The sequence below is a fragment of the Shewanella marisflavi genome, assembly GCF_002215585.1.
Taxonomy (GTDB): domain Bacteria; phylum Pseudomonadota; class Gammaproteobacteria; order Enterobacterales; family Shewanellaceae; genus Shewanella; species Shewanella marisflavi.
Genome location: NZ_CP022272.1, coordinates 3,951,544 through 3,965,559 on the forward strand (window position 1 = coordinate 3,951,544; position 14,016 = coordinate 3,965,559).

General features: G+C 50.9%; 16 protein-coding genes. 5 read left to right on the plus strand and 11 right to left on the minus strand.

Annotated elements, in window-relative coordinates:
- Nucleotides 1-13 precede the first annotated feature (13 nt).
- The 4 genes from CFF01_RS17390 to CFF01_RS17405 all read right to left on the minus strand — a co-directional run bounded on the left by CFF01_RS17390 (nt 14) and on the right by CFF01_RS17405 (nt 2,332).
- Nucleotides 14-547, minus strand: coding sequence for a heavy metal-binding domain-containing protein (locus CFF01_RS17390; RefSeq protein ID WP_088905616.1), 534 nt, complete (start codon nt 545-547; stop codon nt 14-16).
- 261 nt (nt 548-808) lie between these two features.
- Nucleotides 809-1,216, minus strand: a complete 408-nt coding sequence (locus tag CFF01_RS17395) for a hypothetical protein (protein ID WP_088905617.1) — start codon at nt 1,214-1,216, stop codon at nt 809-811.
- 105 nt (nt 1,217-1,321) lie between these two features.
- Nucleotides 1,322-1,759 (minus strand): DUF2057 family protein, encoded by a 438-nt coding sequence (locus CFF01_RS17400; RefSeq protein WP_088905618.1) that lies wholly within the window; start codon nt 1,757-1,759, stop codon nt 1,322-1,324.
- Between the two features lie 117 nt (nt 1,760-1,876).
- Nucleotides 1,877-2,332 carry a hypothetical protein gene (locus CFF01_RS17405; RefSeq protein WP_088905619.1) on the minus strand — a complete coding sequence of 152 codons (456 nt, stop codon included), beginning with the start codon at nt 2,330-2,332 and terminating at the stop codon, nt 1,877-1,879.
- Between the two features lie 354 nt (nt 2,333-2,686).
- Between CFF01_RS17405 and CFF01_RS17410 the strand changes: the two genes are divergently transcribed.
- Nucleotides 2,687-3,250: a NapC/NirT family cytochrome c gene (locus tag CFF01_RS17410; protein WP_033539299.1), complete on the plus strand. Its 564-nt coding sequence runs from the start codon at nt 2,687-2,689 to the stop codon at nt 3,248-3,250.
- Nucleotides 3,251-3,625: 375 nt separating this feature from the next.
- Here CFF01_RS17410 and CFF01_RS17415 read toward each other — a convergent pair whose 3' ends face one another.
- The 5 genes from CFF01_RS17415 to CFF01_RS17435 form a co-directional block, all read right to left on the minus strand.
- Nucleotides 3,626-4,066 (minus strand): thioesterase domain-containing protein, encoded by a 441-nt coding sequence (locus CFF01_RS17415; RefSeq protein ID WP_088905990.1) that lies wholly within the window; start codon nt 4,064-4,066, stop codon nt 3,626-3,628.
- Nucleotides 4,067-4,080: 14 nt separating this feature from the next.
- Complete coding sequence (gene dtd / locus CFF01_RS17420; protein ID WP_088905620.1) at nt 4,081-4,518, minus strand: D-aminoacyl-tRNA deacylase; 438 nt, start codon at nt 4,516-4,518, stop codon at nt 4,081-4,083.
- 30 nt (nt 4,519-4,548) lie between these two features.
- Nucleotides 4,549-5,064: a hypothetical protein gene (locus CFF01_RS17425; protein WP_198387079.1), complete on the minus strand. Its 516-nt coding sequence runs from the start codon at nt 5,062-5,064 to the stop codon at nt 4,549-4,551.
- 87 nt (nt 5,065-5,151) lie between these two features.
- Nucleotides 5,152-6,102, minus strand: coding sequence for an alpha/beta fold hydrolase (locus tag CFF01_RS17430; protein WP_088905621.1), 951 nt, complete (start codon nt 6,100-6,102; stop codon nt 5,152-5,154).
- Nucleotides 6,099-6,953 carry a virulence factor BrkB family protein gene (locus tag CFF01_RS17435; protein ID WP_408640522.1) on the minus strand — a complete coding sequence of 285 codons (855 nt, stop codon included), beginning with the start codon at nt 6,951-6,953 and terminating at the stop codon, nt 6,099-6,101. Before CFF01_RS17435 ends, CFF01_RS17430 begins: the two co-directional genes overlap by 4 nt.
- Nucleotides 6,954-7,108: 155 nt before the next feature.
- Between CFF01_RS17435 and CFF01_RS17440 the strand changes: the two genes are divergently transcribed.
- The 3 genes from CFF01_RS17440 to CFF01_RS17450 all read left to right on the plus strand — a co-directional run bounded on the left by CFF01_RS17440 (nt 7,109) and on the right by CFF01_RS17450 (nt 9,401).
- Nucleotides 7,109-7,339, plus strand: a complete 231-nt coding sequence (locus CFF01_RS17440; RefSeq protein WP_088905623.1) for a hypothetical protein — start codon at nt 7,109-7,111, stop codon at nt 7,337-7,339.
- A 13-nt stretch (nt 7,340-7,352) separates the two neighbouring features.
- Complete coding sequence (locus CFF01_RS17445) at nt 7,353-8,003, plus strand: DUF2959 domain-containing protein (RefSeq protein WP_033539293.1); 651 nt, start codon at nt 7,353-7,355, stop codon at nt 8,001-8,003.
- A gap of 183 nt (nt 8,004-8,186) precedes the next feature.
- Complete coding sequence (locus CFF01_RS17450; RefSeq protein WP_088905624.1) at nt 8,187-9,401, plus strand: 4Fe-4S binding protein; 1,215 nt, start codon at nt 8,187-8,189, stop codon at nt 9,399-9,401.
- Nucleotides 9,402-10,796: 1,395 nt separating this feature from the next.
- Here CFF01_RS17450 and CFF01_RS17460 read toward each other — a convergent pair.
- Entirely contained in the window at nt 10,797-11,573 is a 777-nt protein-coding gene (locus tag CFF01_RS17460) for an AraC family transcriptional regulator (protein ID WP_088905625.1), read from the minus strand.
- 99 nt (nt 11,574-11,672) lie between these two features.
- On the opposite strand from CFF01_RS17460, the gene CFF01_RS17465 reads away from it, so the two are divergent.
- Nucleotides 11,673-12,824 (plus strand): MFS transporter, encoded by a 1,152-nt coding sequence (locus tag CFF01_RS17465; protein ID WP_088905626.1) that lies wholly within the window; start codon nt 11,673-11,675, stop codon nt 12,822-12,824.
- Here CFF01_RS17465 and CFF01_RS17470 read toward each other — a convergent pair.
- A complete protein-coding gene (locus CFF01_RS17470; RefSeq protein ID WP_088905627.1) occupies nt 12,793-13,962 on the minus strand; it encodes a BamA/TamA family outer membrane protein in 1,170 nt (389 codons plus the stop codon). The two genes, CFF01_RS17465 and CFF01_RS17470, sit on opposite strands and share 32 nt — an antisense overlap.
- Nucleotides 13,963-14,016: the final 54 nt, after the last annotated feature.

The following is a 14,016-nucleotide window of genomic DNA, read 5'->3' on the forward strand; positions in this document are numbered from 1 at the left end:
CTCCACTCATGAACTAGTGATGCTTGTGGGCGCTATCTGCGCTCGCCACAGGCTCAAGGAACATGCCACACTTAGGACATGAATCCCCTTTCGCACCCTTCACTTCTGGGTGCATAGGGCAGTGATGGCTTTGCTTGGCCATCTGATGTTTATGCTTAGGGCAGTTATCACAAGCCTTGCCTGCCTGCTTCGCCTTAGCTTGCTCCAGGTTCATACCGCACTTAGGGCAGGTATCACCTTTGGCACCTTTCACTTCTGGATGCATAGGGCAATCGTAACCACCAGCTTTGTCACCTTTAGCATGTTGATGATGAGGACATTTGTCGCAATTTTTGCCGTCATGCTTGGCCATGCCATGGTGAGCCGCTGGCTCCAGGTTCATGCCACATTTAGGGCAAGTATCGCCCTTGGCGCCTTTTACTTCAGGATGCATGGGGCAGTCATAACCTTGCTCGGCTACCGCGCCATGGTGCTGCTCGGCAAACGCCTGCGGGGCGGAAGTTACAAATATAAAAGCAGTTAAAATCAGACTGATAAGGGTTTTCATTTATGGACTCCATCAAATGATGACCGCAGCGGGATGCCGAGTTGCTTAATACTCAAACACACCATATTTAATATGCGGCTAATATAATTCATTTTTCGTTAAACATCAGTGAAGTAAATATTGAGGCGCTCCTGAGGATGGATCTTCTCCAAAATCAACAGGAATAAATTACGCCAATACACCGAGCAATAACGTCAATCGAAACTAAAGGGGTATATCGATTTAGACTCAGGCAACTCGACCACGAGACGCCAGATAAGATCAGACGATCGGAGGTCTGAAGGCTGAGCCTAAAGAAATAGAGTGGAAATGAGGCACTTGAGTGGCCAGAATAGACTCGGAACCCGCTACACCAGGCCAGGGCGTAACGGTAAACAAGGTGCCTGTCACAGAGATCACCACGCAGTGATTACAATCTCCCTTGCAAAATCCTTTGCCTTCACAGCAATGCTGAGCAGCGGGAAGCACATTTTGCTCATCATCGCAGCAGTGAGACTGCATCTTTGCGCCGTCATCATGACAGCCAGACCTCTCATCCATCTGCATCATGGGCTGCTCATCCGCCTGCGCATAAGACACCATAGACACGCCATTAGCCAGTAACACTTGGCCCAGCAATGTGAGCAGTGTCAAAACGACTAAAGTGTGGTGTCTAAGCGTACGACGCATGGTGAAACCCTATAATGAGATGTTCCAAGTCTATCACGATATCGATATTGGGCCTTGATAAAACTCACATTTCCAACATTTCAAGGCTGCCTTTCCTCGACGCGACTACTTCTCCAGCCAGATCTTTTCCATCAGCTGCTGATGATTCATCAGGGTAAGCTGCTGTTGTTGCCCACCTTCAGACATCAGAAGCGCCTTGGGCATGCGGATAAAGGTTTCGGCGTCCTGCTGAGTGACTATCTCAGGCAGCACCAGTCGATAAGCATCGTCGCTACGGACATCTAAGGTTAAATAGAGAGGTGCAGAGGTGATCCAGGCACCGGAATCATCGGCGTTATCGGCAAACAGGTCGCGATAGACTACCTCGACAAGTTGCTTACCTGAACCTAAGGATAAGACCTTCTGTTGCTGAACCAGCTTCACTTCGCTGCCTTGCACCTCTAACTCACTAGGCAAGGTAAGAGTGGCCGCACTGGCAACATTGGCGACAAAAAGGGTCAAGGCCGAGGCAAAAAGGCTGCTAACAAAATGACGTGTTTTCATGATTAACTCCCATCAGGTGTTCACCTGACAATTTAGCTGAATGCTTGGCCACGCAAGGCTCTTTAGCGGCGCGGCGGATTAATGTTCGTACGTATTACGCGAGTTAAGAACGAAGCATTAGCCTATGGGAGGGGGTGATAAGGGGGTAAGCTCGGCCGTCTGTAGCGACCAGGCAGAAGTAACAATAGGACCAGAATGATCTGGTACCGCCAGAGATGGCACCGAGGCGTCCAGCGCTCCCAGTATCGAGGCGCAGTGTGACACGCAATCACCGGGACCGATGGCGGCGCACAGGGCTTCACAATCCACCAGTTGACTAACACCACTCATTTGACAGGGCTCCCCCTGATGAGACATCACCCTGCCTAACTCGTTTTGAGATGGCATCTCTGTCTGTGTCATCTGCATATGACCACTCATTTGACCACTGTGCATAGTAGCAACCAAGGCACTGGGCATAGCCATCGCTGGCGTCAGAATAAACTGACCCAGAAGCGCTATGATCAAAACCAACTTGCCTAAGATGCGTGTCATAGAGATAAAAAGGGAAACCAAATAAGTGATAGTCACCATGATAGACCGGGCGACAGAGAAAAAGGTTCCTTTCAATGCAAAATATTTTTAATTAGTGCGAACAGTTGTCATATTAGCCCTGAATAATATGCTGAAAATATCAACAAAATCATTACCCAGTAGCAAAAGTGATGACAAACTTGTCATCTAACACCCTTTACTATAACTTTAGTAATTGCGCATATATTATGAGCAATTTGAGAAAATCTTGCTTATGTAAGATAGAGTTAGAGCTAGCTCTCATTTTACGGTTTTAAAGCCAGATCAATAGCCTTCTTCTGGTTATACTCTCAGCTACAGAGATGCATCAAATATAATAGATATAAATATACGTATTATTTTGGAGATAGAGTGATGAACTGGCGTGCACTATTCAAACCTAGCGCGAAATACTCAATATTTGCCCTGCTTGTGGTAGGTATTGTTGTCGGCGTTGTGGGCTACTTTGCAACACAACAAACTTTACATGCAACCAGTACAGATGAATTCTGTATGTCTTGCCACAGCAATCACTCTCTGAAAGATGAAGTGTTGGCGTCGGCTCACGGCGGCGGACGTGCTGGTGTTACCGTTCAGTGTCAAGACTGTCACTTACCACACGGTCCTGTTGACTACCTGATCAAGAAGATCATCGTATCTAAAGATCTCTATGGTTTCCTCACTATTGACGGCTTCAACACGCAAGAGTGGTTGGATGAGAACCGTAAAGAGCAAGCTGACCTGGCACTTAAGTATTTCCGTGCTAACGACAGCGCTAACTGCCAACACTGTCATACTCGTATCTACGAGAACCAGCCTGAAACCATGAAGAAGATGGCTAAGAGAATGCACGAAAACAACTTCAAGAAAGAAGCTGATAAGCGTAAGACCTGTGTTGACTGCCACAAAGGCGTTGCACACCCCTATCCTAAGGGATAAGAATCAGCTCACCCTTAGGTGACTCTTAAAGAAAAAGCCTCACAGTGTGAGGCTTTTTTTGTACAGGGATGTATTTATCCCCGGAGGCCATGGATGGCCTAAGAGGGGATTTGTACAGGGCCAAAAATGTTCTCGACATTTTTCGGCATTCCAACCCTCCATGGCAGTCAGCGTATTTATCCCCGGAGACCCATCCCACAACCCCAAGACGGTCTAAGAGGGGATTTATACAGGGCCAAAAATGTTCCCGACATTTTTCGCCATTCCCCCCCCTCCATGGCAGTCTGCGAATTTACCCCGGAGACCCATCCCACAAACCCAAGAAGGTCTAAGAGGGCTCGAGAGGAGAAGCTGATTAACAGAACCGCTTAGGCTCTAATCCGCTTTCGGCAGGCTCACATAGGTGCCTTCAAACTGAGCGCAGCACTGCTCGTCGCAGTAGAGCTCCACACTCAAGGTGACCTTAGCGCGCTTACCCGACGCCAGCACAGAGAGGTCGCCACCAGGCCAACTGACTCTGGCCTGAGGTGCTTGCCCCACTGGGGCAAGATAACGAATATCCGCCTTACCTAACACTATGTCCCCCTCAACACCGGCCAATCTCTGCTGCAGCCATACCATGCCCCAGCCTGTCAGTGTCATCAGGGTGTAGATACTACCGGCAAACATGGTGTGATGCAGGTTGATGTTAGGTGCCAAGGGGGCACTGACTGTCAGCGTCTGAGCTTGATAATTCTCTGGGGCTATCTGCATAAAGGCGCTCACCGGAATCGTCTTATGCCAGGTGCTTCCCAGTTCCCTAAGTAAATCCTCCATCTGCGGCGCCATGCTCATACCTGCAGATTAAAGGTGACCGGGCCATCATTGACCAGGCTAACCTGCATGTCGGCGGCAAATTCCCCAGTTTGCACTGGCACGCCTTGGGCGGCGCAGTAATCGACGAAGGCCTGATAAAGCTGCCTCGCCTGCTCAGGCGTTCCGGCCCCCGAAAAGCTGGGACGAAGGCCTCGGCCGGTATCGGCTGCCAAAGTAAACTGAGACACCACTAACAAACTGCCCTGTACCTGCTTAAGGTTAAGATTCATCTTGCCAGCTTCATCGCTAAACACGCGGTAGCTCATTACCTTGTTGGCTAATTTTTCCATCTTCACCAGATCGTCTTCCCGCTCGACGCCCAGCAATACCAATAGGCCCTTGTCTATGGCGCCTATGGTTTGGCCATTCACATCGACACTGGCCTGCTTGACCCGTTGAATTAACGCTATCACTCCCTTACCGACTCCTGTTACTTATTCTGGTTACATCACTGGGATAGGTTTAATCATATGTTCCGTGGTATTGGGCAGCGCCTCACCCACGCGCACTAAGGCATCGTCAATCCAGATCAGAAAACGACGCAACTCTTCCAGCTCTAGGGTATCGACAAAGGTCGCCGCGCCCTGCACCTGAATCACCTTGCCCTCTTCCCTCAGGGTGAACTTGGCGAAATTGAGCTTATCGTTCAAGGTGCCAATGAGCAGCATCAACTCTTTGGTGCCGATTAACTTAGGACTAACCGCATAGAAGCGACTCGCAAGAATACGGTCTATTCCCTCAGGATTTAAACTAGGCTGCAATACAAACTGATGCTCCCCCAACTGCACCCCAATGCGGTTAGGGCCAACCTTTTTCGCCAGATAGTTCTTATTGATCAGCGACACCAACAAAGCGTCGGCCGCCAGATCATTGCTCATGCCACTAAAATAGACGCGCTCTGGCACTGGTTGGGGCGTGCGTTCATTTGCTAATCCAGTGCCACACATCAAAAGCGCCATGATGGCGACTACGGTTTTTTTTCATTATTCTACTTCCTTAGACTCTTAATATTATTATGATTAGCTAGCTGTATCGACATACGTCCCTTACGAACGGCCACTTGCCAGATAACGCCCCATCTGTGTCACCGCCTCGGCAACCGCCTGGCACATGCGCGTGTCGGCCAGGGTATGATAACCCCCTTTCACCAGGCGAGACCTTAATAATTTAGGGCCATAGGCCTGTAAATATTCATCCACCAGACGCTGAGGGCAAACCCAGTCAAGTTCCCCCTGCAAAATGATGGTCGGACAGATCAGGTCGGCGCCGACCCGTTTCATCAACTGATACCCGCCAAAATAGTCGTGGCGGGCATAATGTAGCTCCAGACGGGCCAGCACACTGCCCTGCTCCACCAAGGCCTCACTCAACTCTAAGCCAGGTATCGCCAGCGACAGTTCCCAGCTCAACCAGCGGCGCACAAAAGCGCGGCGAACCTCGGCATCGACCTGATTCAGGCCCTCCTCGAAATGGTTAAATAGCTGCTGGAGCGACTCCCCCTGTCCAGCCGAAAACTGCTGATATTGAGTCGAGAAGATCTGCGCCGCGCCCCCTCGTCCGTAGAGCCACTCCATCCCCTCGGCAGAGGGAATAAACATGCCCCAATAGATCTGCGACAGTACCCGGTGGGGATAGACACAGCTATAGAGGTAGCCTAGGGTCGCACCAAAGGAACCACCGAGCAGACACCAGGCTTCGACGCCGGCCCAGTGACGCACACGCTCGATATCTTTGACCAGGCTGGGAAAATCATTATTGGCCACTTCGCCGCAGGGCTTAGAGCGCCCCGCCGCACGTTGATCCAGCAGATAGATATGAAAGCCCCGGTCGATAAACAGCTTAAGCTCTTGAGGATTGCAGCCCGCCCCCGGACCACCGTGAAGATAGAGCACAGGGATCCCCTGAGGATCACCATATTGCGCCAGAAACAGCTGGTGCCCCTCGCCAACATCGAGCCAATCCTGACGGATCAGCGGATGTGACTTAGCCGGACTCACCTTTTCTGCTCGTCGAAATGATCGTCAGACTCATCTGTCAGCTCCTTGTTCACCAAATCCATCAGGCGCTTATCCAGATACTCAGGCATAGCGGCAGTGATCTCGGCGCCGATCAGGACGATGAGCCAGGAGAGATAAACCCAGACAAATAAGATAGGAATGGTCGCCAGAGCGCCGTAGATCGCCTCATAGGCTGGAAACTCGGTGAGATACAGGGCGAAGCCCTTCTTGCCGAGTTCAAATAACAAGGCCGCCACTATGGCACCTAGCAGTGCATGGAAGAACTTCACCTTAGTATTGGGCACCACCATGTAGATCAATAGGAAGGTGGCGACCGAGAAGAACATGGGCAGGCGCTCCACCAGGATAGGCACCACACCGCTGAGATCTGCGCCATTAAACACCTTAAGTGAGACCACATAGGAGGTGGCCACCAGGCTGGCCCCCATCAACACTGGCCCCAAGGTCAACACCATCCAATACATAGAGAAGGAGACCACAAAAGAGCGCTGCTCCGTGGTGCGCCAGATACCATTGAGGGACTTGTCGATATTGGAGATCAACAGAATCGCCACCACCACCAGTGCACCGATACCCACGGCCGTGCCCTTAGAGGCGTTAGCGACAAACTCATTGATATACATCTGCACGCTGTCGCCGGCAGAGGGAATGAAATTTTCGTAGATAAAGGTCTCGATATGGACCCGAATGCCCTTGAAGACAGGAAACGCCGACAACATAGACATGGTCACCGCCACCATGGGCACCAGAGACAATAGCGTGACATAGGCCAGGTGGCCCGCCCGCATATTTATCTGATCTTCCGCGACACGCTGTTTTAGATGTATCATGAATTGCCAGATACCCAGCACAATCGAACGAAGCAAGCTCACATCTATTCTATTTATCACGTTATTCTCTTGATTCAAGTAGGGTTAACTGCGTATCTTGGTACAATAAGATTACAAGTTTAAAGACACTAGATACAAGTGTAAGGAAGAAATTGATGTCCCAACAAGGTTCGGCAGGCAATGTGATTGCCGCCATCGCAAGTTTCTTTTTCCCTGGCCTGGGCCAATTAGTACAAGGACGCATCCTGGCGGCACTCCTGTTTTGTGTCGTGACCATAGTGGGCTATGCCCTGTGGTGGTTGATCGTCCCGGCCATCATAGGCGGTATTGCTCACCTGTGGAGCATTATAGACGCCGCGAAATTTAAGGCCGATCAACCCTATTAAAGGAAATGTCAGGATGAGAAATCTACTATCAGCAACGGCCCTCGGCGCCATCATCATGCTTAGCGGTTGCCAGAGCGCCTACTATGGCGCCATGGAAAAGGTGGGCTATCATAAGCGCGACATCATGGTGGATCGCGTAAATGATGCCAAAGAATCCCAGGAAGAGGCTCAGCAGCAGTTTAGCTCGGCGCTGGAAGAGATGCAGGCACTGCTGAACCACGATGGTGGCGATCTACAGAGCGCCTACGAGAAGGCCAGAGACGAGTATGAGTCTTCCCAGGAAGCCGCCGACGAAGTCAGCAGCCGTATCGACAAGGTCGAAGATGTTGCCGAGGCATTGTTTGACGAATGGCAGGCAGAAATCGGTGAGATCAGCAAGGCCAGTCTGCGCCGCAACAGCGAAACCAAGCTGCGTGACACCCGCCGCTCTTACGAGCAATTGATCCGCACCATGCGCCGCGCCGAAAGCAAGATGCCACCTATCCTGACGGCCATGAAAGACAACATGCTCTATCTCAAGCATAACCTCAACGCCCAGGCCATAGGCGCCATCAAGGGCGAGTTTGCTAGCCTGCAAACTGATATCTCAAGCCTGATCAAAGAGATGAACAAATCGATTGCCGAGTCCAACCGCTTTATCCAATCGATGGAAGGCAACCAGTAATCATTGATAGCCCTAACCTTGGTTAGGGCTTTTACTATCCTCGTCCCGTCGCGACAAAGATCACCTAAATTCAACAAAATTAACGTTTTTTAGCGAAGCAGCGCACACATGTGACAGCTTGTCAGAACTCTTTAGCCCGACCCAGACTCTCATGGTTATCGCAACTTTTACTGGCTTTTGGCTATGAGCTTTATTGAATCTCTGACGTTAACCTTGGCCCTTCTCTATACCTGCAGTCTACTCTACTGGAGCGGCAAACGCTGGGGCGCTGTCATCAGCGGTGCAGCCTTACTGGGCGCCGGGCTATCAACCCTCTATTGGCCTCTGTTTATCGCCTTGGCAATCGCTGCCGGCCTGTTAGCCCTTGCCTATCGGTTTCGGCCTGCACTGACCAAAGGCGAGACCCGAATTAATGAGACCCGCCAGATGGTGCAGCACCTGTTGGCTCTTTCCATGCTGTTGGTTGGCATTCAATTTACCGCCAACGCCGTGATGCTAAAGCTTGGCATCACTCCCTACCTGATGCGACCCGACGTGGGCGACGCCTTTCTGCCCATAGCAGGCGCTATCGAACTCAAGGCGATCATCAGCCTTGGCATATGGGATCAAAACCACCCAGCCGCAGCCGTGATGCTGACAGTGGTGATACTCACAGGTGTGCTGTGTAAACGTGCTTTTTGCGGCTGGGCCTGCCCATTAGGACTTGCCGGAGAGTACCTGTATAAACTAAGAAAACGTTTCATCAAGCGTGAACTGTTGCCGCCCGCCTGGCTCGACTGGCCGCTGCGCATGCTCAAATATCTGCTGCTTGGCGGCCTGCTCTATATCGTGCTCGGCATGCCGACACAGAGTATTCCCCACTACCTGGAGGGGAATTATCATAAGATTGCCGATCTTAAGATGGCACTCTTCTTTATCACCCCAGGCCTTATCACTCTGGCCTGTTTCGGTGTGATTTTACTGCTGGCAGCCTGGCGTCGTCAGGGCTTTTGCCGTTATATCTGTCCCTATGGCGCCCTGCTCGGCCTAACCAGCTTCTTAAGCCCCTTTAAGATCCGCCGCAGCACCCAACACTGCCTTATAGAGGCCAAGGGGATGAACTGCGACAAATGCACCCGCGCCTGCCCGGCCAACATCAAGGTGCATGAGATACACACGGTTCGCTCGGACGAATGCCAGGCCTGTATGCGCTGCGTCTCCGCCTGTCCCAAGAAACAGGCATTGCAGCTAAGCAGCCGCAATGGCGTTACGCTGTCGGGCCGCGGCCTGACCATCATGCTGTTACTGCTGCTGTTTATGATCCCGCTTATCGCCTTTGTTGGAGGGTTCTGGGTCAGCCAGGCGCCAACAGAGATGAGGATGTATTTGATACAACATTTGGGGGCAATTGGGCATTAATGCCCTTTGGGTAAGGGATACCCTTTTGGCTGGGGGCCCCAGAGGGCGTGGTTATCTGATCGGAAATTGAAGGTCTAACCTTCGCTGCAACCTATAGCCTGCGGTGGGGTTTAGGTATTTGGTACTAATTGAGTCAGTTTGAAGGCCTCACCTTCAACGCAACCTATCACCTGCGGTGAGCTCATGTGCAAACACTATTTTGGCACGCTGTGAATATATCCCTATACGCTCCACGGCGGCTTCCCTGCCGCCGAGGGCCAAAATTGTGTTTACACCAGTATCTAACGTCTCTTCGATTTGGCTTTGTTTATAAGGCTGAGAGGCTTAACTTTTTGGATCATTTTGAATTTATGATATATATTTGAAGACCTTGCCTTCGCTGTAACCTCACACCTTCAATGTGCCCATGTGCAAACTTCTCTTAGAAAAAGTGCATGGCACATGACTTCATCAGTTTGTTATCAGACATGTCAGTCGTCATTTTGCATTACTGGGGCAATAATTAAATAGAGCATAAAGCTAGCCCAACTAACAAAAAATGTAGCAAATAACCAAATGGCTTTTTCTTTCCTTCCTACTCTCTTTGATTTTCCAATAACAATCAAAGGGATTAGCCAAACTATTAATACTAATAGAATAGGAAACCAACTAATAAAAAAGTTTAAATATACTGAATGGCCTTCCTGCATTTAAGATACTTCCTTGTTTTATGATACATGTTAGCGAGATTGCCGAATAGACGAATCGATAGTACCTAATGCATTCCGCTATACTAAATGTAACGCATTGAATTTTATATCAATGCATGCAGTTCTTTTCAATACAAAAGTAACCTCCGCCAAGATACAGCGAAATTTTGCTTATTTCATAAGAGGGCTAAGACTTCCTCGCATTCTCCAAAGCGAAAGAAGCCACCACCTTAAACGGCAACAGGTAACGTTTAATCGAAGAGACGTTTAGATAGGGGTGTAAGCACGCTTTTGGCTCTCGGCGGCATGGACGCCGCCGTGAAGCCCACATGGATGTGCTTGTGGCGGGCCAAAAGAGTGCTTGCACATCCCTCGCCGGGCAGGCGATAGATTAACCATCCAGTTACGGAAGCAAACACCATCACTAAACTCCTGTTCAGGTAAATGCTAACAAAAAGATGCCTATGGCTCCCCAGCTGCACCTGCCGCAGGCAATAGATTGACCACTAAGCCATGGTGTCAAATAACTCAGCTAAACAACCGTATGAGCCAGAAGCTCAATAGCTAAAATCCAGCACATCCCTCGCCGGGCAGGCGATAGGTTAACCATGCGGCCATGGTGTTAAATCGTTCCGCTAGATAACCGTCTCAACCAAAAACTAAAATCTAAGATATTGAAATATTGTCATTTCTAGTGGCCAACCCCTCAGTATTTTGGCTGCAAATACTGCAGCGGCGTTGCCCCGGTATGCTGCTTGAAGAAGGCGATAAAGGCGCTGTCACTGGAGAAGCCCAGACGGTAGGCGACATCATTGACCTGATGGTCGGTGGCCAACAAGGCGATTGCCTGTTGTAACCGCCACTGCTGGCGCCAGCTCTGATACGCCATACCCGTCTGCCGGGTAAAGATACGGCTAATGGTCTTGCTACTGGCGCCTAACTGCTGCCCCAGCTCCTTGAGGGTCGGCACATCACAAGGGGCACGCTGCAAATCTGCCAGCCAGGCTTGCAGGCGTCTATCGCTTGGCAAAGGTAACGCCTGGTAACTCTCCTTGGCCTGTGCCAACTCCTCGAAGAATAGCTGATAGGTGTTCACCATAGCTGCCGCCGGTTTGTCCCAGGGCCAAAAGGCCATGCGCTCCACCAGCGCCTTTAATAAGGGGGTCACCTCAAGAATTTGAATACGATTAGCAATAGTCTGGGTCAGATGCGGGGCAAAGTAGACAGAGCGGTAATCGACCACCCGTTCCATCACTACACTGTGGCGGCACTCAGGCGGGATCCAGGCGGCACGGGTGGGCGGCAATACACAATGAAGGCCCTCCAGCGTGATGGTCATACACCCCTGAGGAGCATAGAGCAGCTGTGCCTTGGTGTGGCTATGCATGCCTGAATCGTGCTGACCGAGACGGGCGGCGATACCCACCACCTCGGCTTCCAGCGCTTCAAGGTTTATTAGGCTCGACTCATCGATAAATGCCATAAGTCCTTATTTCGATATTTTTTGTCTCAATCATATTATTTGGACTATAGCAAAGGCCGTTAGACTGCACACTCTTTTGATAACGGCGAATCATTAACCATGAAAGCGACTCCTTCGATCCCCTTGATGGTGCTCCTGATGATGTTTCCCCAGATAGTGGAAACCCTCTACAGCCCGGCGCTGCCTCACATTGCCGCAGGTTTTGAGGTGCCACAGGCCATGGCGGGCCAGACCCTGTCTATCTATTTCCTGGCCTTCGCCCTAGGCGTGGTGTGTTGGGGCATATTGTGTGACCATCTGGGCAGGCGTACCACTCTGTTACTCGGCCTGTTGCTCTATGGTATCGCGGCGTTTGCCGCCCTTTGGGTGCCCAGCTTTGACTGGCTACTGACAATGCGAGCCCTCAGCGCCTTCGGCGCGGCCGTGGGTTCTGTGGTCACTCAGACCATGCTCAGAGACAGTTTCGACGGCATCGCCCTGGCTAAGGTGTTCGCTTACATGGGGATAGGGATTGCCATTGGTCCGGTCATCGGCATGTCCGTTGGTGGCTTGCTGGCTGACTTGGGCGGATACCGGGCGATATTTCTCACCCTGTGCCTCTTAGCCGTGCTGCTTTTTGGTATCTGCCTGCAACGCCTGCCTGAGACGCGCCCGGCTGGGCAGCTGCCCGGGTCAATCTGGTCACTGAGCAAGCGTATGGTTAAAGATGGCCATATTTGGCACTATGCGACATTGGTGGCGGGTTTTAATGTATTGCTGTTTAGCTACTACCTGCAGGGGCCCTTCCTGTTTCAGCGCCTAGGGCTGAGTATGCAGGCATTTGGTTATAGCGGCGTGGTGTTGGCACTAGGTACGCTGATTGGCAGTGCCGTCAACAAAGGCCTATTGCAGCGAGGCATGATGTCACAGCGCTTGCTGCAACTGGCTTGCCTGCTGGCCCTTACTGGTGCCATTGGGGTGTATTTCACCGAGACGCATCTGGGCTTTTTGTTGCCCATGGCCATCATAGTGGCCGCCTTTGGCATCGCAATTCCTAACCTGCTTAGCCAAGCCTTAGTCGACTATCGCGACCAGGCTGGCACAGCAGGAGCCCTGTTTGGTCTGCTCTACTATCTGCTAATCGCCTTGGGACTCGTGTTAGTGAGCCTAACTGGGCAATTGGGCGGTTCGTTAGTGATCACCGCCCTGCTGCTTACCCTGGCCACTTTGTTGGGAAAGCTTAGAAGCCTGATCCCACTTGGAAGTAGATAGCATTGTCGTCGCCGCTTCTCGCCAAATCGACACCCATGTGGATACCATAACGACGGGCAATCTGATAACGGAAACCCACGCCATAGGCATTTACCGAGTCTTGGTTTTCATAATTGCTGTCATTAGCCGTTTGGCCATAACCGTAGAAGCCAGAAACCGTCCATCTGTGGTCAAAGTGATACATCAACTGAGACTGCACAGTGGCGACCTGATCGCCTTGGTAACGAAACGCCGACACACCACGTAGGTTCACAAAGGGTTTCGCCGTTGGTGTCAGCTCGTTGTCATCACCGTAGATGGCGTCATAGCTGGCCGCGGCGGCGAAGGTCCAATGCTCAGTGATCGGCACGTAAACCTCACCACTGACATTCAAGGTTTGGTAATTAATGTCAGAGCCGATAGCCTCATCGAACACCATATATTCACTCGATACGGTGAAACCCTTCTTGGGGAAGAACATGTTGTCACGAGTATCATACTCGGCTACAAGTCCCAGACCCGAAGTTGTACTGCTATCACCTAAGCGATTTTTTAGAATCCAATCCACTAAGGCATCAGAAGAGGAAACGCTCGACTGGCTCCAGATCTGTTTAACCCCTAACATCAAGGGTGTTTTGGCTACCCTAAACTGCGCCTTTTGCAAGGCAAACACGGCTTGGGTCTCAGTATCAAATTGAATCGCATGCTCGGGGGGCAACAGGCCACCCAGGCGAGAGTAGATATCCAGGTTCGCATTGGCGACACCGGCAATACCCGTATACCGAATAGTATCTTGCAGCCAGGAATGACGATGACCGGCAAACGCAAGCCAGGTACCATTTTCGGTACCCGCCGCACCCACTAAAGTCATGGCCGCAGGCATAAGCTGGGCACCACCGTCGATAGATTCACGGGCCTTTTGCATACGACGAACTTTTTCCTCTTCGGTTTCATGCAGAAACAGGCCCACCAAGCCACCGCCCACGCCGACAGCGGGTTCGGTGATTAACATGGGGATCGGCAGAAAACCGTAGGCATTTTCAGCTAAATAATGACCCAGATCTAACTGGCCATCTTGCTCATCGAAAAAATCAGAAGCATCTGCAAGGGCCTGTGATGAAGCCATGAGCAAGGCGCACAAGAGAGTTTTTTTAATCATTGCTTAATCACCTGTAAATCTGTTTTAAAAATAAAATTGGCTAATGAGTCTAAC

Excerpts from the sequence above, each read along its gene's own strand:
- CFF01_RS17435 (WP_408640522.1), bottom strand. The coding sequence starts at position 6,953 with ATGATACATCTAAAACAGCGTGTCGCGGAAGATCAGATAAATATGCGG.
- CFF01_RS17445 (WP_033539293.1), top strand. The coding sequence starts at position 7,353 with ATGAGAAATCTACTATCAGCAACGGCCCTCGGCGCCATCATCATGCTT.
- CFF01_RS17405 (WP_088905619.1), bottom strand. The coding sequence starts at position 2,332 with ATGGTGACTATCACTTATTTGGTTTCCCTTTTTATCTCTATGACACGC.
- CFF01_RS17470 (WP_088905627.1), bottom strand. The coding sequence starts at position 13,962 with ATGATTAAAAAAACTCTCTTGTGCGCCTTGCTCATGGCTTCATCACAG.
- CFF01_RS17410 (WP_033539299.1), top strand. The coding sequence starts at position 2,687 with ATGAACTGGCGTGCACTATTCAAACCTAGCGCGAAATACTCAATATTT.
- CFF01_RS17440 (WP_088905623.1), top strand. The coding sequence starts at position 7,109 with ATGTCCCAACAAGGTTCGGCAGGCAATGTGATTGCCGCCATCGCAAGT.
- CFF01_RS17450 (WP_088905624.1), top strand. The coding sequence starts at position 8,187 with ATGAGCTTTATTGAATCTCTGACGTTAACCTTGGCCCTTCTCTATACC.
- CFF01_RS17465 (WP_088905626.1), top strand. The coding sequence starts at position 11,673 with ATGAAAGCGACTCCTTCGATCCCCTTGATGGTGCTCCTGATGATGTTT.
- CFF01_RS17425 (WP_198387079.1), bottom strand. The coding sequence starts at position 5,064 with ATGGCGCTTTTGATGTGTGGCACTGGATTAGCAAATGAACGCACGCCC.
- CFF01_RS17390 (WP_088905616.1), bottom strand. The coding sequence starts at position 547 with ATGAAAACCCTTATCAGTCTGATTTTAACTGCTTTTATATTTGTAACT.
- CFF01_RS17400 (WP_088905618.1), bottom strand. The coding sequence starts at position 1,759 with ATGAAAACACGTCATTTTGTTAGCAGCCTTTTTGCCTCGGCCTTGACC.
- CFF01_RS17460 (WP_088905625.1), bottom strand. The coding sequence starts at position 11,573 with ATGGCATTTATCGATGAGTCGAGCCTAATAAACCTTGAAGCGCTGGAA.
- CFF01_RS17415 (WP_088905990.1), bottom strand. The coding sequence starts at position 4,066 with ATGGAGGATTTACTTAGGGAACTGGGAAGCACCTGGCATAAGACGATT.
- CFF01_RS17395 (WP_088905617.1), bottom strand. The coding sequence starts at position 1,216 with ATGCGTCGTACGCTTAGACACCACACTTTAGTCGTTTTGACACTGCTC.